General features: G+C 56.9%; 24 protein-coding genes and 1 pseudogene. 10 read left to right on the forward strand and 15 right to left on the reverse strand.

Annotated elements, in window-relative coordinates:
- Positions 1-8: 8 nt before the first annotated feature.
- The 15 genes from hisA to IPP88_05790 form a co-directional block, all read right to left on the reverse strand.
- The gene (gene hisA / locus IPP88_05720) at positions 9-749 is read right to left on the reverse strand and encodes a 1-(5-phosphoribosyl)-5-[(5-phosphoribosylamino)methylideneamino]imidazole-4-carboxamide isomerase (protein MBL0122237.1); all 741 of its coding nucleotides are present in this window, start codon (positions 747-749) and stop codon (positions 9-11) included.
- Positions 750-829: 80 nt separating this feature from the next.
- Positions 830-1,462, reverse strand: coding sequence for an imidazole glycerol phosphate synthase subunit HisH (gene hisH, locus IPP88_05725; GenBank protein ID MBL0122238.1), 633 nt, complete (start codon positions 1,460-1,462; stop codon positions 830-832).
- Between the two features lie 32 nt (positions 1,463-1,494).
- Entirely contained in the window at positions 1,495-2,082 is a 588-nt protein-coding gene (gene hisB / locus IPP88_05730) for an imidazoleglycerol-phosphate dehydratase HisB (protein MBL0122239.1), read from the reverse strand.
- A 2-nt stretch (positions 2,083-2,084) separates the two neighbouring features.
- Positions 2,085-3,152, reverse strand: coding sequence for a histidinol-phosphate transaminase (locus tag IPP88_05735; protein ID MBL0122240.1), 1,068 nt, complete (start codon positions 3,150-3,152; stop codon positions 2,085-2,087).
- Between the two features lie 5 nt (positions 3,153-3,157).
- Entirely contained in the window at positions 3,158-4,456 is a 1,299-nt protein-coding gene (gene hisD, locus IPP88_05740; GenBank protein ID MBL0122241.1) for a histidinol dehydrogenase, read from the reverse strand.
- 91 nt (positions 4,457-4,547) lie between these two features.
- On the reverse strand, positions 4,548-5,198 hold the full coding sequence (locus IPP88_05745; GenBank protein MBL0122242.1) for an ATP phosphoribosyltransferase: 651 nt from the start codon (positions 5,196-5,198) through the stop codon (positions 4,548-4,550).
- Positions 5,199-5,218: 20 nt separating this feature from the next.
- Positions 5,219-6,469, reverse strand: coding sequence for a UDP-N-acetylglucosamine 1-carboxyvinyltransferase (gene murA / locus IPP88_05750; protein MBL0122243.1), 1,251 nt, complete (start codon positions 6,467-6,469; stop codon positions 5,219-5,221).
- A gap of 14 nt (positions 6,470-6,483) precedes the next feature.
- Entirely contained in the window at positions 6,484-6,741 is a 258-nt protein-coding gene (locus IPP88_05755; GenBank protein MBL0122244.1) for a BolA family transcriptional regulator, read from the reverse strand.
- A gap of 21 nt (positions 6,742-6,762) precedes the next feature.
- The gene (locus IPP88_05760) at positions 6,763-7,518 is read right to left on the reverse strand and encodes an ABC transporter permease (protein ID MBL0122245.1); all 756 of its coding nucleotides are present in this window, start codon (positions 7,516-7,518) and stop codon (positions 6,763-6,765) included.
- Positions 7,515-8,417: an ABC transporter ATP-binding protein gene (locus IPP88_05765; GenBank protein ID MBL0122246.1), complete on the reverse strand. Its 903-nt coding sequence runs from the start codon at positions 8,415-8,417 to the stop codon at positions 7,515-7,517. The genes IPP88_05760 and IPP88_05765 overlap by 4 nt, the downstream gene beginning before the upstream one ends.
- A 29-nt stretch (positions 8,418-8,446) precedes the next feature.
- Positions 8,447-8,785, reverse strand: a complete 339-nt coding sequence (locus IPP88_05770) for an STAS domain-containing protein (GenBank protein ID MBL0122247.1) — start codon at positions 8,783-8,785, stop codon at positions 8,447-8,449.
- 11 nt (positions 8,786-8,796) lie between these two features.
- Positions 8,797-9,411 carry an ABC transporter substrate-binding protein gene (locus IPP88_05775; GenBank protein ID MBL0122248.1) on the reverse strand — a complete coding sequence of 205 codons (615 nt, stop codon included), beginning with the start codon at positions 9,409-9,411 and terminating at the stop codon, positions 8,797-8,799.
- Between the two features lie 67 nt (positions 9,412-9,478).
- Positions 9,479-9,949, reverse strand: coding sequence for an outer membrane lipid asymmetry maintenance protein MlaD (gene mlaD, locus IPP88_05780; GenBank protein ID MBL0122249.1), 471 nt, complete (start codon positions 9,947-9,949; stop codon positions 9,479-9,481).
- A 22-nt stretch (positions 9,950-9,971) separates the two neighbouring features.
- Positions 9,972-10,757 (reverse strand): lipid asymmetry maintenance ABC transporter permease subunit MlaE, encoded by a 786-nt coding sequence (mlaE, locus tag IPP88_05785; GenBank protein MBL0122250.1) that lies wholly within the window; start codon positions 10,755-10,757, stop codon positions 9,972-9,974.
- Positions 10,754-11,581 (reverse strand): ABC transporter ATP-binding protein, encoded by an 828-nt coding sequence (locus tag IPP88_05790; protein ID MBL0122251.1) that lies wholly within the window; start codon positions 11,579-11,581, stop codon positions 10,754-10,756. Before IPP88_05790 ends, mlaE begins: the two co-directional genes overlap by 4 nt.
- A gap of 349 nt (positions 11,582-11,930) precedes the next feature.
- On the opposite strand from IPP88_05790, the gene IPP88_05795 reads away from it, so the two are divergent.
- The 10 genes and pseudogenes from IPP88_05795 to IPP88_05840 all read left to right on the forward strand — a co-directional run bounded on the left by IPP88_05795 (position 11,931) and on the right by IPP88_05840 (position 22,538).
- Entirely contained in the window at positions 11,931-13,355 is a 1,425-nt protein-coding gene (locus tag IPP88_05795) for a sigma-54-dependent Fis family transcriptional regulator (protein ID MBL0122252.1), read from the forward strand.
- A 51-nt stretch (positions 13,356-13,406) separates the two neighbouring features.
- Positions 13,407-15,032: an AAA family ATPase gene (locus IPP88_05800; protein ID MBL0122253.1), complete on the forward strand. Its 1,626-nt coding sequence runs from the start codon at positions 13,407-13,409 to the stop codon at positions 15,030-15,032.
- Positions 15,033-15,408: 376 nt separating this feature from the next.
- On the forward strand, positions 15,409-16,155 hold the full coding sequence (locus IPP88_05805; protein MBL0122254.1) for a secretin N-terminal domain-containing protein: 747 nt from the start codon (positions 15,409-15,411) through the stop codon (positions 16,153-16,155).
- A 26-nt stretch (positions 16,156-16,181) separates the two neighbouring features.
- Entirely contained in the window at positions 16,182-16,346 is a 165-nt protein-coding gene (locus IPP88_05810; protein ID MBL0122255.1) for a hypothetical protein, read from the forward strand.
- Positions 16,347-17,201 carry a hypothetical protein gene (locus tag IPP88_05815; GenBank protein MBL0122256.1) on the forward strand — a complete coding sequence of 285 codons (855 nt, stop codon included), beginning with the start codon at positions 16,347-16,349 and terminating at the stop codon, positions 17,199-17,201.
- Positions 17,198-18,667 carry a hypothetical protein gene (locus IPP88_05820; protein MBL0122257.1) on the forward strand — a complete coding sequence of 490 codons (1,470 nt, stop codon included), beginning with the start codon at positions 17,198-17,200 and terminating at the stop codon, positions 18,665-18,667. The genes IPP88_05815 and IPP88_05820 overlap by 4 nt, the downstream gene beginning before the upstream one ends.
- Before the next feature lie 146 nt (positions 18,668-18,813).
- Positions 18,814-20,519, forward strand: a pseudogene (tadA, locus tag IPP88_05825) (Flp pilus assembly complex ATPase component TadA).
- A 100-nt stretch (positions 20,520-20,619) separates the two neighbouring features.
- Positions 20,620-21,024, forward strand: coding sequence for a type II secretion system F family protein (locus IPP88_05830; protein ID MBL0122258.1), 405 nt, complete (start codon positions 20,620-20,622; stop codon positions 21,022-21,024).
- A 349-nt stretch (positions 21,025-21,373) separates the two neighbouring features.
- The gene (locus IPP88_05835; protein ID MBL0122259.1) at positions 21,374-21,790 is read left to right on the forward strand and encodes a type II secretion system F family protein; all 417 of its coding nucleotides are present in this window, start codon (positions 21,374-21,376) and stop codon (positions 21,788-21,790) included.
- A 118-nt stretch (positions 21,791-21,908) separates the two neighbouring features.
- Positions 21,909-22,538 carry a hypothetical protein gene (locus IPP88_05840; GenBank protein MBL0122260.1) on the forward strand — a complete coding sequence of 210 codons (630 nt, stop codon included), beginning with the start codon at positions 21,909-21,911 and terminating at the stop codon, positions 22,536-22,538.
- The last annotated feature ends 21 nt before the right edge of the window (positions 22,539-22,559 follow it).

Here is a 22,559-nt window from a genome sequence, read left to right on the forward strand (position 1 = left end):
CGCGGCGTTCAGGCGCCCGGCCTCGTCGCAAGGGCGACCGCCTTCTGGAAATCAAGTGTGCCCTCATAAATCGCGCGGCCAGTGATGACCCCCATGATGCCTTCGTCCTGCACGGCCATCAATTTTTTCACGTCCTCAAGGCTGTTGAGTCCGCCGCTGGCGATGACCGGAACAGTAAGCTCCTTTGCCAGCTTGACGGTTGCCTCGATATTGACGCCCGTCATCATGCCGTCGCGTCCGATGTCGGTATATAGAACCGCTTCGACGCCATAGTCCTGAAAGCGCTTGGCGAGATCGATAACATCGTGACCGGTCAGTTTCGACCAGCCATCGGTCGCCACTTTGCCGTCCTTTGCGTCGAGGGCGACAATGATGTGCCCCGGAAACGCATCGCAGGCTTCGTGCAAAAAGCCCGGGCTCTTTACGGCGGCGGTGCCGATGACGATCCAGGTTATACCGTCATCAAGGTAGCGCTCGATGGTTTCAAGGTCGCGAATACCGCCACCCAGTTGAATCGGCACTTCATCGTCCATCGCGGCAACGATTTCCTTGATGGCCGCTTCATTCTTGGGTTTGCCGGCGAAGGCGCCGTTTAAATCGACTACGTGCAAGCGCTGCGCGCCAAGCCCTTTCCATTTGCCCGCGGTCTCGCCCGCTTTGTCGGAAAAGATGGTTGCGGAGTTCATGTCGCCCTGTTCAAGGCGCACGCACTTTCCGTCTTTGATATCGATGGCCGGGATGATCAACATCGTCGTAGGTATGAGAAGAAAAGGAGGCTTGAGATCAGGTTGGCGTGGAGTGAGCGTACTGGTTCGGGTTGTTCGCGCGATCAAGGATGCCAGTTCAGGAAATTCCTGTATAGCGTGAGTCCGGCGTGGTGGCTTTTTTCGGGATGAAATTGGGTTGCAAAAATATTATCGCGCGCAATCGCCGCCGTAAAGTGCCCTGAATAATTGGTTGTTGCCGTTGTGTCCTTCGGGTTCGATGGATCGCAATAGTAACTATGCACGTAGTAAAAACGCTCACCACTGGATATATCTTGCCACAAAGCATGCGACGAAGTTTGATTGACCTCGTTCCAGCCCATATGTGGCACTTTAAGCGCGTGATCGATCGGTCGAAAACGCTTCACGGTCCCAGGGAAAATGCCTAGCCCGGCGGTATCGCCTTCCTCCGAATTGTCGAACAGCATCTGCATGCCCACACACACGCCAAAAAACGGTTTTTCCGCGGCCGCCTGCCGAACCGCGGCTTCGAGTCCGCTTTCCCGTAGATGGCGCATGCAGTCGGGCATGGCGCCTTGCCCGGGGAAAACTACCCGGTCTGCTGCGCTGACGACGTCGGGTGAGCCGCTGATCAGCACTTCCACGGGGACAGCCGCCTCGCACGCAACGAATTCGAACGCCTTGGCGACCGAACGCAAATTGCCCATTCCATAATCGACGACGACCAGCTTTTTCATACCAGGACTCAGGGAGTCAGGGGCTCAGGGAATCAGAGGGAACCTTTGGTGGAGGGCAACACGCCCGCCGCCCGCGCATCGGCCTCGCAAGCCATACGCAGCGCCCGGCCAAAGGCCTTGAAGATGGTCTCGGCCTGATGGTGTGAATTGACGCCGCGCAGATTGTCGATATGCAAGGTGGCGAGCGCGTGATTGACGAAGCCCTGGAAGAACTCGATGAAAAGATCGACATCAAATTCGCCGACGCGGGCGCGCGTGTAATCGACGTGATACTCGAGCCCAGGGCGACCGGAAAGATCGATCACCACGCGCGACAACGCCTCGTCGAGTGGCACATAGGCATGCCCATAGCGGCGAATACCGATCTTGTCGCCGAGCGCTTTCGCAACCGCCTGGCCGAAGGTAATGCCGACATCCTCGACAGTGTGGTGCGCATCGATATGCAGGTCACCGGTCGCTTTCAGGTCAATATCGATCATGCCATGCCGGGCCACCTGGTCCAGCATGTGGTCCAGAAACGGGATGCCTGAATCGAGCGTCGACTCGCCTTTGCCATCAAGGTTGATGGCGACAAGAATCTGTGTTTCCTTGGTGTTGCGGGTGACTTCGGCAGTTCTCATGGTCAGATCGAATTTTGGAGGGCGGCAATGAGGGCATCATTTTCGGCGGGTGTACCGACGGTGAGGCGCAATGTATTGGTCAGCAACGAATGTGAAAGACTGGTATTCTTAACAAGGATTTTACGCGAGAGCAGGCGCTCAAAGGTTTGCGTCGCATTGGGCACTCGAATCAGAATGAAATTGGAGTCGGACGGAAAGCGCTGGATAGATTCGATGCGATCGATTTCCGCGGCCACGCGTGCGCGCTCTGCCTTGAGTGTCTCGGCTTGCAGAAGAAACGCATCGTAATGCCGCATGGCAAATATGGCAGCAGCTTGGGTGAGCGCATTGATATTGTAGGGTAATCGCAGTTTGTCGAATTCGGCGAGCCATTCCGGGCGTCCAATGAGCATCCCGAGGCGGATTCCCGCGAGCCCCAGCTTGGAGACAGTGCGCATGAGTACTGCGTTTGGATGTGTGGCAATCTCGTCGAGGAATGACTCGGGGGAAAAGGCGAAATAGGCTTCGTCAATCACCACCAAGCCGCCGTACTGACACGTTGCGGCGATGATCTCGCGGACGGCGACACGGTCAAACAGGTTCCCCGTCGGGTTGTTTGGACACGCGATGAACGTAAGCGCCGGCTGTTCGCGATCGATGGCGGCGAGTATCGCGCCCTGATCGAGCCTGAAATCGGCACGTAGCGGCACGCCAATGTAGTTGAGCCCGCAGAATGTGGCGATCATTTTGAACATCACAAACGCGGGTTCCACCGACAACAGACGGGCTCCGGGCTTGGCGACTGCCATGGCGATCAACTGGATGATTTCGTCGGAGCCATTGCCCAGCAAAATGTCCAGTCCGTCCGGAATGTGCATCGCCACGCGGATTTCGTTTTTCAGTGCTTCAGCCCCGGCAGGTGGATAGCGATTCAATGACGCAGTCGCCAGCGCCTGCGCGAGACCGCCGCGAAGCGCCTCGGGAAACGCAAACGGATTTTCCATTGCATCAAGCTTGATCATACCCGCCGCGTTCTGCACGTGGTACGAGGAAAGCGCGCGGATTTCGGGGCGGATGATGTCAGCGGTCATGCGAATTACTTCAAGCGGAAGTCAGCCGAGCGCGCGTGTGCTTCCAGGCCTTCGGCGCGCGCCAGCGTGGCGGCAGTCTTCCCGAGCGTGTGTGCGCCGTCGCGCGAGACGTGAATGATCGAGGAGCGTTTCTGAAAATCGTACACACCCAGCGGCGAGGAAAACCTTGACGTACGCGATGTGGGCAGCACGTGATTGGGCCCTGCGCAGTAGTCCCCAAGTGACTCCGAGGAAAACATGCCCATGAAAATCGCGCCGGCATGGTGGATTTTGGGCAGCAGTACTTCAGGATGCGCGACAGACAACTCGAGGTGTTCCGGCGCGATGCGATTGGAGATTTCACACGCCTCTTCAAGATCCCGAACCAGGATTAGCGCGCCGCGATTGGTGAGCGACGCGCGGATAATATCGGCCCTCGGCATGTCCGCCAATTGCCGTTCCATGCTCGCCATCACACGTTCGATGTAGGACGCGTCGGGGCAAAGCAATACCGCCTGGGCGATTTCATCGTGCTCGGCTTGCGAGAACAAATCCATCGCCACCCAGTCGGGGTCGGTGGTTCCGTCGGCGATGACGAGAATTTCCGACGGCCCGGCGACCATGTCGATACCGACCACGCCGAAGACGAAGCGCTTGGCGGCGGCGACATAGGCGTTGCCGGGGCCGACGATCTTGTCCACGGCGGGAACGGTTTCGGTGCCGAACGCCAATGCGCCCACGGCCTGCGCGCCGCCAACGCGAAATACCCGGTCGACACCGGCGAGGGCTGCGGCCGCCAGCACCGTTTCGTTCATTTGCCCGTCGGGCGTCGGCGTGACCATGATGAGTTCTTTGACGCCTGCCACCTTCGCGGCCATTGCGTTCATCAACACCGACGATGGATACGCGGCCTTGCCGCCCGGGACGTAAAGGCCGGCGCGATCCAGCGGGGTAATTTTCTGGCCGAGCACCGTGCCATCGGCCTCGGCATATTGCCAAGAGGGCTGGATCTGGCGCTCGTGGTAATGGCGGATGCGGGCGGCGGCAGTCTCAAGTGCGGCGCGCACGGCGGCCGGCAAATTCTTCAGCGCGCCTTGTAGCGCGGCCGAGCCGATTTCCAGCGCACCGGCACTTGCCGGTATCCAGCGATCAAATTTCGCCGTGTGTTCGAGCAATGCCGCGTTGCCGCGCGTTTTCACTTCATTGAGAATCTCGCGCACCGTCGTTTCGACTTTGGGATCTTGCGCGGCTTCGAAGGCGAGCAGGCGCGCGAGGTCAGACTCAAAGGTGTCGCTACGTGAATCGAGTTTCCGGACGTTCAGCATGGCAAGTGAGCGCTAAAACACAAGCGCTGGCGCGCCTTCCCGGGCATTTCTGCCACGAAAGGCGCGCCAATGCTTGTGTTTCGTGTTGTGATCACGATTGAAATGCGGCCCTTGCGAACGCCTCGATCATCGGCTGAATCGATACGCGCTTCAGCTTCAAGGCGGCACGATTGACGATCAGGCGGCTCGAAATCGGCATGATGTCCTCCACCGCCACCAGGTGATTCGCCTTCAGCGTATTGCCGGTGGAGACCAGATCGACGATCGCGTCTGCAAGTCCGGTCAGTGGTGCCAGCTCCATTGATCCGTAGAGCTTGATGAGATTGACATGCATGCCCTTGGCGGCAAAGTGTTCCCGCGCAACCTGCACGTACTTGGTTGCCACATTCAAGCGTGCACCGCGCTTGACGGCTGCCGCGTAATCGAATCCCTCGCGCACCGCCACCATCATCCGGCATTTGCCGATCGCGAGATCCAGCGGCTGATAGAGGCCACCACCGGCGTGCTCGAGCAACACATCTTTGCCGGCGACGCCCAGATCGGCGGCGCCGTATTGCACGTAAGTCGGCACGTCCGAGGCGCGCACGATCACCAGGCGCGCGTCGGCGCGATTAGTGGAGATAATGAGTTTGCGCGATTTTTCGGGATCGTCTTGCGGCGTAATCCCCGCAGCCGCCAGCAAGGGCAGCGTCTCGTCGAAGATGCGGCCCTTGGAAAGCGCGATGGTAATAACCTGGTCCATGGATTCAATCAAGTCGCATCTCAATTGCAACGTTCGATATCGGCGCCGAGAGCAACCAGTTTCTTCTCGATGTGATCGTACCCGCGGTCGAGGTGATAAATGCGATCGATGATGGTCTCACCCTCCGCGACCAAGCCGGCGATGACCAGGCATGCCGAGGCGCGCAGATCAGTTGCCATTACGGCGGCTCCGGTCAGCTTATCAACGCCAGTGACGATGGCGGTATTGCCTTCGATATCGATTTTTGCGCCCAGCCGCACCAGTTCCTGAACATGCATGAAACGATTTTCGAAAATGGTCTCCGTGACCAGCGCGGTTCCGGCGGCAATGGTATTGAGCGCAATGAACTGTGCCTGCATGTCGGTCGGAAAGGCGGGATAGGGGGCGGTGCGGACATTGATGTGCGACGGTCGCTTATACATGGAAATGCTGATCTGGTCTGCCGTGTTGGCAATTGTCGCGCCCGCGTCCCGAAGTTTCTCGATGACGGCATCTAGCGTGCCGGGCTGCGTGTTGAGCAGGCGAACATCGCCGCCGGTGGCGGTGACGGCCGCAAGAAAGGTACCGGTTTCGATGCGGTCAGGCATCACGGCATGTTCGGCACCGTGCAGGGCCGCAATGCCTTCGATGGTAATCGTGTCGGACCCGTGACCATGGATGTTCGCGCCCATTTTGATCAGGCATTCGGCGAGATCCACTACTTCCGGCTCGCGTGCCGCGTTTTCCAGTAATGTCGTGCCGTCAGCCAGCGCGGCAGCCATCATCAGGTTTTCAGTGCCGGTTACCGTAACGGTATCCATGAATATCCGCGCGCCCCTTAATTTCTTTGCGGTCGCGTGGATGTAACCCGCTTCGATACTGATGGTCGCACCCATCGCTTCCAGGCCCTTGATGTGCAAATCAACGGGCCGCGCACCGATCGCGCAACCGCCGGGCAACGATACCTTGGCCTCGCCAAAGCGTGCCAGTAGCGGCCCGAGCGCCAGAATCGATGCGCGCATGGTTTTCACCAGGTCATACGGCGCAACCAGATTATTGAGTGAGGCCGCGTTGAGGGTGACGGTTTCGCCATCGCGCTCAGCGATGACACCCATCTGCGAGAGCAGCTTGAGCATCGTGCCGATATCGTTCAACTGCGGCACATTGTGCAACGTCAGTGTTTCAGGCGTGAGCAGGGCCGCGCACAGAATCGGCAATGCCGCGTTCTTGGCACCGGAGATGCGAACGTCACCGCGAAGCGGTTTGCCGCCTCGAATTTTTAGTTTCTGCATGGGGGAGGCGTGAGTTAGTTGGCTGGAAGATGCGCGGGATGAAGCGACCACTCAGCCGGCGTGAGGGTTTGCATCGATAGCGCGTGGATTTCTTCGCGCATGCGCTCACCCAGCGCGCCGTAGACGATTTGGTGGCGCTGCACGCGCGACTTGCCGGCAAACGCTTCGGAGACGATGACGGCCTGAAAGTGGGCGCCATCGCCTTCAATAGCCAAATGTGGGCATTCAAGCTTTTCGCGGATATATTTTTCAATCGCTTCTGGTGTGACCATGGGGTAGATACCGATCGGTGGCTATTGCCTGAGTTTGTAACCTGATTTTAGCAAGTAAAGGGTGACCGCCGAAAGGCATAAAAATGCCCCCGCGGTGACGGAGAGAGACAGGGCCAGGGAAACATCGGCTTTGCCGAAAAACCCGTAGCGAAACCCGTCGATCATGTAAAAAAACGGGTTGAAGTGCGAAAGGCCTTGCCAGAACGGGGGTAATGAGTGGATCGAATAGAACACGCCCGACAAGAATGTGAGCGGCATGATGATGAAATTCTGGAAGGCGGCCAGTTGGTCAAACTTGTCGGCCCACAGTCCGGCGATGATACCCAGCGCGGCCAGCAAGCCGCTTCCCAGCAACGCGAAAGTCACAATAATCAAGACATTGTGCACGGGGATATTCGCCACGAATATCCCCACCAGAAACACCCCCAACCCCACCATCATGGCGCGCACCAACGCGGCAATCAGGTACGCGCCGTAGTAGTCCCAGTGCGATAGTGGCGGCAACAGAATAAACAGGATGTTGCCAGTAATCTTCGACTGAATAAGCGAGGACGACGTATTGGCGAAGGCGTTCTGCAGCATCGACATCATCGCCAGACCCGGGATCAGGAATTGTTCATAGGTGACGCCGGGAAATGCCGCGTTGCTACCCGCCATGACGTGAGAAAAAATCATGATGTACAGCATCGCGGTCAGGACGGGCGCGGCAATGGTCTGGAAGGCGACCTTCCAGAAGCGAAGAATCTCTTTATAAAGCAGCGTCTGAAAACCCGTCATCTGTGCATCAACTTGACGAAGACTTCTTCCAAATCCGGCTCCGTCACTTCCAGATTCACGATGTGCGCACCCGAACTGCGCAATTGCGCGAGCCGGGTCTCGACTTCCGCATAGTCGTGAATTTCAAAGCAATGCCAGGCGCCTTCCTGTTTTGCGCGACTGGCCACCATTGCGGAGGGCAAGTCACCCTCGAGTTTGACGCGAAGCACCCGTACCGAGAACGCGTTAAGCAGATTCTGTGTCGTATCCAGCGCCACAATCTTGCCCTGTTTCAACATGGCGATTCGGGAGCAAAGCTGTTGGGCTTCCTCGAGATAGTGGGTGGTGAGCAATATCGTGTGGCCCTCAGTATTCAATTCGCGGATAAAGCTCCACAACGTTTGCCGCAGCTCCACGTCCACGCCGGCCGTGGGTTCATCCAGCACGATGACCGGCGGACGATGCACCAGCGCCTGCGCGACCAATACGCGGCGCTTCATGCCGCCGGAAAGCTGGCGCATATTATTGTCTGCCTTGTCCGTCAATGACAACCTGGCCAGTAATTCGTCAATCCATGCATCCAGCACAGAGCTGCGCGGAATGCCGAAATAGCCGGCTTGAAAACGCAGTGTCTCCCGCACCGAAAAAAACGGGTCAAATACGAGTTCTTGCGGGACGATGCCCAATGCACGCCTCGCATCGCGATAGTCATTGGCCACATCGTGTCCCATCACCCGCAACGTGCCTGCGTTCACACGGGTCAATCCGGCCAGTGCGGTGATCAGGGTAGTCTTGCCGGCACCGTTGGGCCCGAGTAACGCGAAAAACTCGCCCGGCGCGACACTAAGGGAAATCCCGGCCAGCGCCCTAAATTTTCCATAGCGTTTCTCAACGCCTTGAACATCAATTGCTGGAATCATTTAAAGCGGCGCACGCGCCCGCCAGCGAGTCAGTCGGGGGACGGACAAGGGGTTTGTTGCGACGGACAGTTAATCAATTGGTCAACGCCATACAATTGCGCCAATGAGACGAGATTGGGTGGCAGATTAATGTAGCGCAGCTGTTTTTTCAGGCCCATTGCCGCACGCCGCCAATGCAGCAACAGCGCCACGGCGGAGGAATCGATATCCGTCACGTTGGAAAAATCGATCGCCAGGCAATTCGGTAAATCCGGCTGCAGGGAATATGCGGATGACTCCGTCAGCAGGCGTTGCATACTGGCAAAATTAAGCGTCCCTTCCAGCTTGAGGGACTCACCCGCGACAGTGCCTGAGTCAATGGAATCCATCGGCGCCAGGACTATTTCTTGGCTGCGTTTTTAGCGTTACGATCAACCAGCGACTTGATCAAGCCGTCAATCCCGGACTTCTGAATTTCGGTATTGAAAGAACTGCGATAGTTGGTCACCAACGATACGCCGTCTATCAGTACGTCGAAGACTTTCCAGCCGTCCTTGGTTTTCTCAAGGCTGTAATCGATCGGAATCGGCTGGCCTCCCGGCTGGTTGACTTGTGTCTTGACCACCACATCGGTATCCGCGGCCGCGATCTTCATCGGCTTCACATCAATGGTCTGATTGCGATACTGGGAAAGCGAGGTCGAGTAGGTGCGAACCAGCAGGGTGCGAAATTCATCGATAAGGGTCTTTTTTTGCCCGTCATTGGCTTCGCGCCAGTTCCGCCCAACTGCCAACTGCGTCATGCGGACAAAATTGAAATACGGCAATATTTTGTCTTCGGCCAGCTTCTCGATCTTTTGCTGATTTCCACCCTGCAAATCCTTGTCGGCCTTGATGGCGGCGAGAATGTCATTGGTGCTTCGCCGCACGAGCTCGTCCGGCGCCTCTTGCGCGTGAACGGCATACGCGCATAGCGATGCAATGAGCATGAATAAAACGGAGGTGATTTTTCGCATGGCGGTCGCTTATTGGAAGGTGAACTATCGAAATTGAACCGTATCAACGCGGGTGCGCGCAAAGGGTTTACGGTGTTCTTTTTGTTTCGGGGGGTTTGTCATTGTTTCCCTCGGATGCCTTGCTAAACAAGAACTGGCCGATCAAACGCTCCAGCACGACCGCCGACTGGGTAAGTGTGATTTTGTCGCCGTTCTCCAGGGACTTGTCGTCGCCACCCGCATCCAGGCCAATGTAGACCTCACCCAGCAGGCCCGATGTAAGAATGGATGCACTGGTGTCCTTTGGAAATTTGTAACGCTTGTCGAGCGTCAACGTGACCGACGCCTGGAACTTGTCGTTGTCGAAGACAATGTTGGTGACGCGTCCGACCAGCACGCCGGCACTTTTCACGGGCGCTTTCGTTTTCAATCCGCCGATGTTCTCGAAACGCGCCTGGACGGCAAATGTTTCAGCCACGCGTTCCGAGCCCAGATTGCCGACCCGAAGCGCCAGCACCAGCAGCGCGGTGACCCCCATAAGCATGAATACGCCGACCATCAGGTCAATATTTTTCGGTCCATCAGTGAACACCTCTAAGCATGAATGCGGTCAGAATCAGGTCGAGCAACAGCACCGTCAATGCAGCCGTGACCACGGTGCGAGTGGTCGCGCGCGACACACCTTCCGCGGTAGGTTCGGCGTCGAAACCCTCAAAGGTCGCAATTATCGATACCGCGATACCAAAGACGAAAGATTTCACAAAACCATTCAATACATCGTAGCGAAAATCAACCGCAGCCTGCATGTTGCTCCAAAACACGCCAGGATCAATGTCGATCAACGCCACGCCGACGACATAGCCACCGAATATACCCATTGCGGAGAACAGCGCCGCCAGCAACGGCATGGAAATGACGCCCGCCCAGAATCGCGGCGCGACCACCCGCGCGATAGGGTCGATGGCCATCATGTCCATGGCCTTCAACTGTTCGGTCGCCTTCATCAGCCCGATTTCAGCTGTGATTGCCGACCCGGCACGGCTGGCAAACAGCAAGGCAGCCACCACCGGACCCAGTTCGCGCACCAGCGAAAGCGCAACCAGTACGCCCATTGTTTCTTCGGCACCATATTTCTGCAGGGTTTCGAACCCCTGCAAGCCGAGAACCATTCCCACAAACAATCCAGACACCATGATGATGACAAGCGACATCACACCCGAGAAATAAATCTCCCGAATAATCAGACCGAAACGACGGAAACTGACGCCGGAAGAGGTCAGGACCAGCCAGAAAAAACGTGCCATTGTGCCGGTCCGCCACAACGCTTCGATACCGCGCCGGCCAAGGCTGCGAATGGCATTTATCATGATGAGCAATTCATCTGCGTCAGGCCCAAGTCATCCGCATAGGTGTTCGCGGGGTAGTGGAATGGTGTCGGGCCGTCTAGTTCCGCATGTACAAACTGTTTGATGAAGGGCTCCGTTGTCTGGCGAATCTCCTCGGGCGTCCCATGCCCAACGATCCGACCGTCAGACACAAAATAAAGATAGTCAACTATTTGCAGTGACTCGATGACGTCGTGGGTGACAACAATCGAGGTGGCGCCCAATGCATCATTGAGCTTGCGAATGGTTTGCCCAATCACCGCAAGCGAAATGGGGTCCAGCCCGGCAAAGGGCTCGTCATACATGATCAGCATGGGGTCCAGCGCGACGGCGCGCGCCAATGCGACACGCCTGGCCATCCCTCCCGATAGCTCGGACGGCAATAGTTTCGCGGTACCACGTAGACCGACCGCATTCAGTTTCATCAGGACCAGGTCGCGAATCATGTCTTCCGGTAAATCGGTATGTTCGCGAAGCTGAAAGGCGACATTGTCGAAAACCGACATGTCGGTAAACAACGCACCGAACTGGAACAACATGCCCATTTTGCGACGCATTGCATACATGGCTTCTGGATCGAGCGTGCCAACATCCTGGCCATCAACCATGACTTTGCCCTTTGAAGCGAGCAACTGGCCGCCTATGAGTCTGAGCAACGTGGTCTTGCCGCAGCCAGACCCGCCCATGATGGCGACGACCTTACCTTTTGGCACCTTTAGACTGATGCCCTTCAGGATGGCGCGTTTACCATATGCAAAATCGACCGCGTCGATTTCTACCAAAGGTGGAGGATTGGTCTGATTCAAGTGAAAGTGTAGGTTATTGTTGGTTTTGCGGCGCCTGTCCAAGCGAGTCCGCGGGGCCGTCGAAGATCATTGAGAAATGAAGGCCGTGCGGAATAATTGTTTGCAGGCTGCGCCGATGTGAGCATCGGCGTTACTTGCATAGACCTTTGCGGGCAGAATTGGTACAAAGCCGATATCTAACTCATTTTGCCCGATGGTTCCGTTAGACTCGCATACGACACCGACTTGAGTATTGAGTTCGCCGATGTCATGTTGACAATGTCCGGAAAGTCGACAGCCGCCCGTATCCGTCCATATACCCTTACCTCAACCCTTTCCACAATACCCTGAAGTGGCCGAAAAACCTGCACTGCTGATTGTTGACGATGACCCCTTGATCGGCGAAAGCCTGTCATTTGTACTCGCGGACGACTTTGACGTGCGAGTGCGGGAATCGCGTCCAGATGCAATGGATTTGCTCAAGAGTGGTGAATTCAGGCCCGATATTGCCTTGATTGACCTGGGGCTGCCACCGATGCCGGATTTGCCGACAGAGGGATTCAGGCTGGTGAATGATCTGCTGGCCTGGTCCCAGGACATTCGCATTATGGTGTTGTCCGGGCAGAACGAGGATTCCAATGCCCGTCGCGCGCGCGCGCTCGGCGCGGCGGACCTCGTGCCGAAGCCCTGTGAACCGGCGCGATTGAAAAAATTATTGCATGCGGCGCTCAAGGTTCGCGAAGTCGACGTACCTGTCAATGCCGAGGACGCCGCACATAGCCTGATTGGCGACAGTCCCCCGATGCGTAAACTCAAGAGCCAGATTGACCTCTACGCGTCGTCCGCGTTTCCGGCGTTGATTGAGGGTGAATCCGGCAGTGGCAAAGAGCGCGTCGCCGCGGCGCTGCATTACCTTAGTTCGCGCACCAAGTTGCCATTCCTCGCGTTGAACTGTGCGGCCATATCCGCGAACCTGGTCGAACCGACCTTGTTCGGGTACGTCAAGGGTTCGTTCACTGGTGCGACGGGTAGCAAGGCCGGGTATTTTGAAGATGCCGGAGAAGGGACTTTGTTTCTCGACGAAGTCGGCGAATTGCCGCTGGATCTGCAGCCCAAGCTGTTACGTGTTCTGGAGAACGGCGAATTCCAGCGTGTCGGTGAAACCCATTCGCGTTTGTCGCGTGCGCGAATAGTCGCCGCGACCAACCGCGACCTGCGCGCGGAAGTTAAGTCCGGCCGGTTTCGTGCCGATCTCTTTCATCGTTTGTCTGTGTTTTCGCTGCATGTGCCACCTTTACGCGATCTCGGCGAAGACAAATTGAAACTGTTGGAATACTTTCGTAACGCTTATGCAGGCAAACAGGGCGGCAAACCATTCGCGCTCGACGATTCGGCGCGTGCGACATGGCTGGCGTACGGATTTCCGGGCAATGTTCGCGAATTGAAGAATATTGTCATTCGGCTAACCGCGAAGTACGCGGGCTACACAGTGAGCGTTGCGGAGCTTCAGTCGGAGTTCGAACTTTCGGGTACGGTCGATGTTGAGCACTCCGCCAAAACAACGGTTGAGGCCGTATCGATTCGGGCGATCGAAAAGGAAATCGAAGGCCAGCCGGCCTTCAGTCTCGCCGTCACGCTTGCGGCGATCGAACTGCGTTACATCGATGCCGCCATCGAACTCGCCAAGGGCAACATGTCTCAAGCCGCACGTTTGCTGGGCGTTTCGCGGTCTACCCTCTATAGCAGGCTGGATGTGCTAAGGCCGGGACCACACGCCGGACGTGAAGGAAACTAGGGCGATGCTAAACTGCTGGCCACTCATCGAACAAAGCCGGGAACGTCAACCATGACGATTTACCTTGAGCACTTCGGGCTCAACGAAGCGCCCTTCAAGATTACACCGCACACGGAATTTTTCTTTGCCGGCGCAAATCGCGGCGAAACACTGGAGGCGCTTATCTACGCCATTACCAGCGGTGAAGGCATGGTAAAGGTTACTGGCGAGGTGGGTGCGGGGAAAACCATGTTGTGCCGGGTGCTGATGGAACGGCTGCCTGATTCCGTTGAGACCATTTACCTGGCAGTTCCGTCACTTGCGCCGGATGAAATGCTCGCAACGATTGCCGACGATCTCGGCGTGGATGTCCATGGGGGCAACACCACGAAGCTGATTCGTGCGCTGCAGGAGCGCTTGATTGCGACCCATGCTCAAGGCAAGCAGGTGGTGGCGCTGATCGACGAAGCGCACGCAATGCCACTGGAGACGTTGGAAGAAATTCGCCTGCTCTCGAATCTCGAGACCAGTCATGACAAGTTGATGCAAATCGTGCTGTTCGGACAGCCGGAGCTTGATCAACATTTGATGCTTCCCAACATGCGGCAACTGAAGGAGCGCATTACCCACAGCTTCAATTTGCTTCCATTGCCCGCGAGGGATATCAAGGATTACCTGAATTTTCGATTACGGGCTGCCGGGTACAAGGGCCCGGATCTTTTTTCGCCAGATGCGCTGAAGCTGATTGCTGAAGCGTCGGAAGGGCTCACGCGCCGAATCAATATCTATGCGGACAAGACTCTGCTGGCCGCCTATGCAGCCAATACGCATACCATCACCCCTGATCATGTGCGAGCCGCTATCAGCGACACCCAGATTGTGCTGCCAGGCGCAAAAAATGACCGCAGCCGTTGGTTTGCCGTTGCCGCGTCACTTCTGGTGGGTAGCGCGATTGGTTTCATGGCGGGCCGGATGACTGCAACGGGCGGCGCTGGGACGGTCGCGCCCCCCACAACGATGGTGACTACGCCAATCGCCACGAGGGCACCTGAGGTTCCTGCCGCAGGGTCCGCCGCCGTCGTAGGTACGAGTACGAATGTCGCTCCTGCGGCGCAGACCGGTCCGGATGTGGCAGTTGCGCCAATTGTTGAAACGCCGGGAAGTACGCGAAACACGAACACAGCCACCACGCCAGACGCCAAGACGAAGGACGCTGATGCCCCCGCCGCGATAGTACTTGCTGCAGTTTCGCGCCCGGACGTGACGCAAAGCACTGCCCCCGTAAATCTTGCCCCAGCCAGCAATCGCGCCCCACCGGAAGCGGACAAAACATCATCGTCCGACTGGCTGGATGCGCGTATGGATGCCGATGTTTTGCGTTTGGCAGAGCTGCCGGCGGATCGGCATTCAATTCAATTGATGACTGCGCATCCTCAAGAAAAATCCGCTATCGAGAATTTTCTGCGGGCCGCCAGCCAAGAACTCAATCCCGATCGAATCATGGTCTACCCTGCCGGCACAAGCGAAAACCTTCGTGTAAGCGTGCTTTATGGTAGTTTTGTCAAACGCGCGGAGGCAACCGACGAAATGTTGAAGCTTTCCGCCAGGTTGGCCAAATTCAGGCCCTACGTTCGATCGGTGGGCGCTATCCGGGAAGACCTGCGGCCGCGCACCGACAAAGTCGCCGGTAGCAAGTAGCTGGGGCGCACTTCAGACGGACAATTTCGCAGCTAAAGTTATTTTTGCAGAACACCGTCCAACCCATTGCTTTTATTGGCTAATCCTTTTATAAAGGTAATTGGAGAATTCGCAGAGCACTAACACCCGCGAACGTGTTGGTCCCGAAGCAAGAAATTCGAGCGGATGCAAAATGCAACTTCCGTCAAGAAAGATAACGCGAACCATGATGTTGACGCAGAGGCCACTCAAGCAGTTTCACCATCAACCGGCACGGTTGATTGAAAGTCCACGTATCTGGGCGAGCCTCGGAATCTGCGTGTTCGCTCTTGCTGGTTGTGGTACGCAGCCTGTTGCACGGACTGACGGACATCTTCAGGCTGATCCGTCGGCCCACTTGACGCAATCCAGCAAAAATGGTGCTGCCGCCACCGTGAACGCGGTGCCCGACCCGGTTCGTCAGGTACCGTTGCCGCCGCCGCCGCGGCCCCGCGTCGACGAAGTGAAGTATTCCGTCACCGTGAACAACGTGCCGGTCCAGGAGCTGATGTTTGCGATTGGCCGCGACACGAAAGTGAATATTGATATTCATCCCGGCATTGAAGGGCGCGTAACGCTGAACGCGATCGACCAGACGCTGAAGCAGATCCTGACGCGGGTATCGAAGCAGGTGGATATGCGTTGGGAGGTAGACGGGCCAAATATCGTGGTCAAGCCCGATTCGCCCTATCTGAAAATCTACAAAGTGGATTACGTCAACATGCAGCGCGATACGACGAGTTCCATAGGCGTCCAGACGCAGGTAGTTGGTCCTAGCACGGGAGCCGCGGGCGGCGCGACTGGCGGCGGCGCGGGGCAAAATAGTTCGATCGTGAAACTCGAAAATACCAGCAAGAACAAATTCTGGGAAACACTCGACAAAAATATAAAGGACATGCTGCGCGAAACGGACAAATTACTCCCGGAAGGCAGTTCCGAGACATTTACGCAAACGCGTTCCCAGGGCGTGAGTGCCAGCAACCGTCCGCAATCTGCGACTCAACGCCGCGCCGCCGGCCAAACAGGCTCAGGGGTCAAACGACCACTACCGGCCGGGCGTCGCGGAACGATTGGCACAGGCAAGAAGCGGTCTCGCAGACCCTGACCTTTCGTGAAGCCGCATCGGTCATCATGAATCCGGAAACGGGCACCTTGGCGATGCGCGCCACCTCGCGGCAACATGAAAAAGTTTGCGAATTCATCGAGCAGATCAGCGGCTCCTCGCGTCGCCAAGTCCTGGTCGAGGCGACCGTTGTCGAAGTCGTTGCTGAACGACGACTATCAATCGGGCGTTGATTGGTCTGCCTCGGCCTGCAGGGGCTGGGCTATACCATCAAACAGAGCTTTACGGCGACAAATCTTGCGGCATCTGCCATTCTTTCGCTTCAATACCGCAATCCCAATGCTGCGGCGGGTGGGGATATCAGCAGCACGGTGAAACTGCTGAATTCATTCGGCAATACGCGGGTCCTTTCCAGCCCGAAAATCATGACGCTGAACAATCAGACGGCCGTTATGCGCGTGGTGGAAAACACGATTTACTTTACCGTGAAGGCAAAACCCGGTACCGTTACCGACCAGCGGACAACACGACCACCGTTTACCAACATCTCGACCCCAAACGTTGTCCCCGAGGGTTTCGTGATGAACGTTACGCCCCAGATCAGCGAGAATGACATCATCAATCTGAATATTCGCCCGAGCGTTACGCGGATCACGAAATTTGTAAACGATCCCAATCCGGATCTCAATAGAACAGGTTCGGTTCCCAATCTCGTTCCGCAAATTCAGACGCGCGAATTCGAAACCATGATGCGGGTTGCGAGCGGGCAAACAGCAATACTCGGCGGCTTGATGCAGGATAGTTTTCAGGCTAGCCGGGACGGATTGCCTATTTTGGCGCGCATTCCGGTTTTGGGAGATGCTGTCAGCTATCGCAATGATACGGGCAAGAAAAGCGAATTGGTCGTATTCATTCGTGCGCTTGTTATCCGCGAAGCAAGCGTGGACTCTGACCTGTCTGACTACAAAAAGTACCTGCCGGATGCGCAGTTCTTCAAGGATGCCTCACCGTCAGTCGACGTGATGAATCCGCATTCGTACCAGCCAAATCCAGTCGTGCCTGAAGGGGAGCCAAGGAAAGCGCCATGAGCCTGCTCCTCGATGCGCTCAAACGTGCCGAGGAGGCCAAACGCGCCAAACTGTCCAGTGAATCCGAGCCCGATCCACTCGATTTTGCGGCAATAAGGCGGTTGGCCGATGCCGAATCGGCCTCCACATCAAGGCCTGAATCGTCTGCCGCCGCTGATGCCGGACCGTCGGATTTCAATCTGGAAGACTACAAAGAAGTTATCGCGCCCAGGGCAAGTAGCCAAACATCCTTTGCGAAAAAATCCGTCACAAATGATCCGCAACGCGGCCCCGAACTTCGTCTCGAAAATTTCACCGACCACAAAACTGCAGAAAAAGCCGACGATCAGTTTGCGCGCGCACCGTCGGTAACGGCTAGTCCAGGAATGCAGTCCAGACTCGATGCGACCCGGGTCGACGCGGCTCAATCGCGTCCTACCGCGCGAAACGCATTTGTTGCAAAGCACTCGGCCAGCGCCGACAAAGACTCGAAAAAGAAATGGTTGCTACCGCTGATCGCCATAGCCCTGCTGGCAGTGGGCGGTGGTGGCTGGTACGTTTGGAATGAAGTCAATCGCATGTCCCGGCCTGCCGCCATGAACATCGCGGCACGGCCGGCAATGACGCTGCCTGCGGCGCAGCCGACAACCGGCCAACCGGGTGCAAGACAATCCGACGAAAGTGCGTCCAAATCAGGATTGACAGTGTTGCCTGCAGTGCCGCCGCTGCCGCCATTGCTGCCGCCAGCGGCAGAACAGACCTTGCTGCCAAAACTTCCCCCGCGAGTGACGGCAGGCACGACGATGCGTCTCACGGAGCGTGAAGCTATGGTGAAGTCGCTGAAGGATGCGCCGGTGTCAAAGGAAGCCCGCGTCGAGCTGAAGTTCGCGCGGTCGGTTGAAGCGCCAGCAGTCAATTCGGAACTCACTGACGCTTACGAGGCGCTGAAAAACGCCGACTATCCGCGGGCACGGACACTGTACGCAAAGCTGGTGCAGGCGGATTCTTCAAGCGCGGATGCGCAACTTGGGATGGCGACCGTTCTTGCGCGCATGGGTGAATTGGCGTTGGCGGCGCGCCACTATCGGCAAGTATTGGTGATCGATCCGCGCAATGGCGCGGCACTTGCAGGTTTGTTGGCCGTGCGCGATTCAAGGTCGCCTTCGCTGGAAGTCGAACTCAAGACGCTGGTAGGCCGGAATCCGGAAGCGGCGTCGTTACGTTTTACGCTCGGCAATCTGTATGCAGCAGAGCGGCGCTGGGTGGAAGCACAGCAAGCCTACTTTGAAGCCTACCGGTTGGAGTCCGAAAATGCCGACTATCTTTACAATCTGGCGGTCAGCCTCGATCATTTGAAGCAGCCCAAACTGGCGCTTGAATATTATCTGGCGGGCAGGCAGCGCAGCCAAAATCAGGTGGACAATTTGACACCGCCGCCGTGTCCTGTCGCGTCAAGGATCCTCACGACCGATTCCCGTAATAACTGAGGCGGCATGGGTACAGCGAATAAAGTGCATCATCGAGGCATTGAGTCGCGTCTTCAGGGCCTCGGTCGGGTTGTTACAATCGACCTGTCGTGTCAACACGGATTTTTGCATCTAGCGATGTCGCGCGTCTGCAACCAATGGATCAAATGAACGCCCCCGTTACCCAACTGCCGCTTGGCCAGACGCTACTTGCGCGCGGCGTGATCTCGCCCGACCAGCTGAATATCGCGCTGACCGAACAACGCAAGTCAAAAACTGCGCTAGGCAAGATACTTGTTCGCCTGGGTTTTGTGACCGAAGCGACGATTCGCGACACGCTTTCGGAGAGCCTTGGACAAGTCGCCATCGAGCTGTCCAATACCATCATCGACCACAATGCACTTGCACTCGTGCCGAAAGACATCGCGCGCCGCTACCAGGTATTGCCGGTCGATTACGACCAGCAGGCGCGCAAGCTCTTGCTGGCGGTGGCGGACCCCTCGAACGTCGTGGCACTCGATCAGATTCGCGCGCTCATCAAGGATGATGTGCGTATCGAACAGGTGCTTGCGCGCGAATCCGATATTTCGATCGGCATCGAGCAGCACTACGGTTTCGAACTATCCATCGACGGCATCCTGAATGAGATTGAAACGGGAGAAATCGATTACCAGAGTCTGGCGACGGAGTTTGACGAATATAGCCAACCGGTGGTCCGACTGGTCGATGCACTGCTGAACGATGCCGTCAAGCGCAGCGCGTCCGACATTCACTTCGAGCCGGAGCAGGGATTTCTGCGCATCCGCTACCGCATAGACGGCGTGTTGAGACAGATCCGATCGCTACACAAGAATTATTGGTCGGCGATGGTCGTGCGATTGAAAGTCATCAGCGGCATGAATATTGCGGAAACCCGCGCGCCACAGGATGGACGTATTTCCTTGAGCCTGTCTGGCCGCCCGGTGGACTTTCGTGTGTCCGCGCAACCGACCACGCACGGCGAGAACATCGTGCTACGCATCTTGATCGGCAAAAGGGCATTGTCCCGCTGGAAGATCTGGGATTGCAGGAAGATGAATTGAAGATGCTGCGGCTGATGATGGCGCGGCCTGAAGGCATTATTCTGGTGACCGGTCCAACAGGCTCCGGAAAGACCACCACGCTCTATTCGATCCTGAACCACGTCAACACCGAAGGCGTGAATATCATGACGCTGGAGGATCCGGTCGAATATCCGATGGCCATGATCCGCCAGACGTCGGTAAATGAATCGGCCAAGCTCGATTTTGCAAGCGGCATCCGTTCGATGATGCGCCAGGATCCGGACGTAATTCTGGTCGGTGAGATTCGCGATCAGGAAACCGCCGAAATGGCATTTCGCGCCGCCATGACCGGCCATCAGGGTACTCGACTCTGCACACGAATTCGGCCATTGGCGCCATTCCGCGCTTGCAGGATCTGGGCGTGCTGCCGGACATCATGGCGGGAAACATTATCGGTGTCGTTGCGCAACGCCTCATGCGGCGTGCGCGCAGGCATTGCCGTGAGCCTTACCGTCCTGACGACGAACTGACGCTGAAGATACTTGGTGTCGACCCGGGATGGAAAGGGAAAGATATTCCGCGCCGCCGGGTGTGAGGAATGCGATAACACCGGCTATCGCGGGCGTTTGGCCATCATGGAGCTATTCAAGATGAATGGCGATATGGATGAACTCATCGCGCGCCGGGCAACTGGCCGGGAAATTCGCGAAGCCGCGCGCCGGACCGGCTTTCGCACGCTGGCCGAAGATGCGGTATCACGGGTACTGGCGGGGCAGACGAGTCTCGAGGAAATTACCCGGATCGTCGACCTGACAGACCGCGTGGCGTAGCCTGAAGGCGCAGCGAAATGGCTTACTCTTACCGCGCAATCGACGACACGGGCCAAGTTCGTCGGGGCATGCCGACGCGCTCAACCCGGTCGATCTGGAAATGCGCCTGAAGAGACTCGGGCTGGATCTGGTGACCTTTCAGTCGATCAAGAAGTCCACGCTCATGCGCGCGCGGCGCGTGTCGCGCAAGGAACTGATCACGTTTTGTTTCCACATGGATCAATTGATGCGTGCGGGCGTGCCAATCATTGATGCGCTTGACCGATTTGCGGGACACGGTCGAAAACGACGGCTTCAAGGCAACGTTGCCAGCGTCCTGGAAGACGTTGAGGGTGGTCTCAAGCTCTCCGATGCAATGGCGGAACACCCGCAGGCATTCGACCAAGTGTTTGTGGCACTGATCCGGACCGGTGAGCAGTCTGGCCAGTTGCCCGAGGTACTCTCGAAACTCACCGAGAACCTGAAATGGCAGGACGAACTGACCGCCCAGGTGCGCAGGCCATGATGTACCCGATTTTCGCGGGCACGGTGATATTTGGTGTGGTTTTCCTGCTGATGGTGTTCCTTGTCCCGCAACTTGGCCAGACAATGAAAGCATTGACGCCGAATCCGCCTGCCTCCACCATGGCGCTGATCGCAGTATCCCTGGTTATGCAGAAGTACTGGTTCCTGTTTATTGGTGTGCCGATTGTTGTTGTGGTCGCGGCCCTCGTCACCGCCAAGAGCAGTGATGATGCGAAATACTGGATTGATGGAATGATGTTGAAGCTGCCGATCGTGGGGCCATTGATGACGAAAATCATCCTCGCACGATTCTCGACGTATTTTGCGCTGATGTATCAGTCAGATTGGGCGTGCTCGATTGCATCCACATTTCCGAAAAAATCGTCGGTAATCGCGTCATTGAAGAAGGGCTGCAACGCGTCGGCCGCGAAATCAACGACGGTACCGGCATCAGCCAGGCGTTCCAGAATGCGCGCTTGTTCCCGCCACTTGTGCTGCGCATGCTGAGAGTTGGGGAATCAACCGGCGGACTTGATACTTCGCTGCTGAATGTGAGTTATTTTTATAATCGTGACGTCAAGGAACAGATGAGTCGATTGCAGGAAATGATTCAACCGATTCTGACCGTGGTGCTGGGCGGGGTTCTGATCGGCATTCTGGTGACCGTATTCAAACCGATGTACGACGTCATCGCAAAATCAAGTTCTGATACGAAGCGAAGCGCAAAACGTGGCCAAACACTCTTTACCTCACCAACGACAAAATGATCGCGCTCATCTGGAAAGGTGGCGCCATTGTCGAACGTGAGGTATTTAATTCAACCGATGCTGACTCGGTGGCATTTGCCGAGTATATTGCCCGTCACCACGAAGTGCCGACTGCGTCGTGACGGATTTGATCGAGGAGGATTTCCGCCTCGACACGGTACCGCATTTGCGCGGCGGTGATCAGGACGCCATCCTCGGGCGCAAGCTCGCCCAGTTATACCGCGCCACCACCTTTCGCCATGCCATCGTCCAGGAACGGGAGACCGAAAGGAGAAGGGATGATCGCGTGCTGTATCACGCCATCACCAATCCCGATCTGGTAAAACCCTGGCTTGCCGCGCTGGAGCATGCGGAGGTGCCACTGGAGGGCGTCTCCTCGTCGGCGGTGCTATCGGTTCGCCTGCCAGGCGTACTGAATATCTTTTTTGCACATACGCTGCTCGTGACGATTGTTCCGGATTTCGGGCTGCGTCAAACGTACTTCCAGAACAAACATGTCAAATTCAGCCGCCTGACGCCGATCATCGACGACGAAGGGTCAGTCCGTCGGCGCGCTGATCGCAGCCGAGACCAGTCGTACCTGGCACTACCTGATACCTTGCGCAATTTCGCCGGCGGCGAAACGCCGGAAGTGTGCATCCTGGTGCATGCGCGAGATCATGAAATGGTCGCGGAGGCTATTCGCGCCTTGCCGCTGTTGAAGTATCGATTCCGGATATTGGCGAAGTCGTGGCCAAGATCAAGCTGAAACCTTCGCCGACGTCATCGC

The organism is Betaproteobacteria bacterium (assembly GCA_016720925.1).
Taxonomy (GTDB): Bacteria; Pseudomonadota; Gammaproteobacteria; order Burkholderiales; family Usitatibacteraceae; genus UKL13-2.

Coding starts and splice junctions, on each gene's coding strand:
- mlaE (MBL0122250.1), bottom strand. CDS start 10,757: ATGATAAATGCCATTCGCAGCCTTGGCCGGCGCGGTATCGAAGCGTTG.
- IPP88_05770 (MBL0122247.1), bottom strand. CDS start 8,785: ATGGATTCCATTGACTCAGGCACTGTCGCGGGTGAGTCCCTCAAGCTG.
- IPP88_05820 (MBL0122257.1), top strand. CDS start 17,198: ATGAGCCTGCTCCTCGATGCGCTCAAACGTGCCGAGGAGGCCAAACGC.
- IPP88_05810 (MBL0122255.1), top strand. CDS start 16,182: ATGAATCCGGAAACGGGCACCTTGGCGATGCGCGCCACCTCGCGGCAA.
- hisH (MBL0122238.1), bottom strand. CDS start 1,462: ATGAAAAAGCTGGTCGTCGTCGATTATGGAATGGGCAATTTGCGTTCG.
- mlaD (MBL0122249.1), bottom strand. CDS start 9,949: ATGGTCGGCGTATTCATGCTTATGGGGGTCACCGCGCTGCTGGTGCTG.
- IPP88_05765 (MBL0122246.1), bottom strand. CDS start 8,417: ATGATTCCAGCAATTGATGTTCAAGGCGTTGAGAAACGCTATGGAAAA.
- murA (MBL0122243.1), bottom strand. CDS start 6,469: ATGCAGAAACTAAAAATTCGAGGCGGCAAACCGCTTCGCGGTGACGTT.
- IPP88_05745 (MBL0122242.1), bottom strand. CDS start 5,198: ATGGACCAGGTTATTACCATCGCGCTTTCCAAGGGCCGCATCTTCGAC.
- IPP88_05830 (MBL0122258.1), top strand. CDS start 20,620: ATGCGCCTGAAGAGACTCGGGCTGGATCTGGTGACCTTTCAGTCGATC.
- IPP88_05775 (MBL0122248.1), bottom strand. CDS start 9,411: ATGCGAAAAATCACCTCCGTTTTATTCATGCTCATTGCATCGCTATGC.
- hisA (MBL0122237.1), bottom strand. CDS start 749: ATGTTGATCATCCCGGCCATCGATATCAAAGACGGAAAGTGCGTGCGC.
- IPP88_05800 (MBL0122253.1), top strand. CDS start 13,407: ATGACGATTTACCTTGAGCACTTCGGGCTCAACGAAGCGCCCTTCAAG.
- IPP88_05755 (MBL0122244.1), bottom strand. CDS start 6,741: ATGGTCACACCAGAAGCGATTGAAAAATATATCCGCGAAAAGCTTGAA.
- hisB (MBL0122239.1), bottom strand. CDS start 2,082: ATGAGAACTGCCGAAGTCACCCGCAACACCAAGGAAACACAGATTCTT.
- IPP88_05760 (MBL0122245.1), bottom strand. CDS start 7,518: ATGACGGGTTTTCAGACGCTGCTTTATAAAGAGATTCTTCGCTTCTGG.
- hisD (MBL0122241.1), bottom strand. CDS start 4,456: ATGCTGAACGTCCGGAAACTCGATTCACGTAGCGACACCTTTGAGTCT.
- IPP88_05735 (MBL0122240.1), bottom strand. CDS start 3,152: ATGACCGCTGACATCATCCGCCCCGAAATCCGCGCGCTTTCCTCGTAC.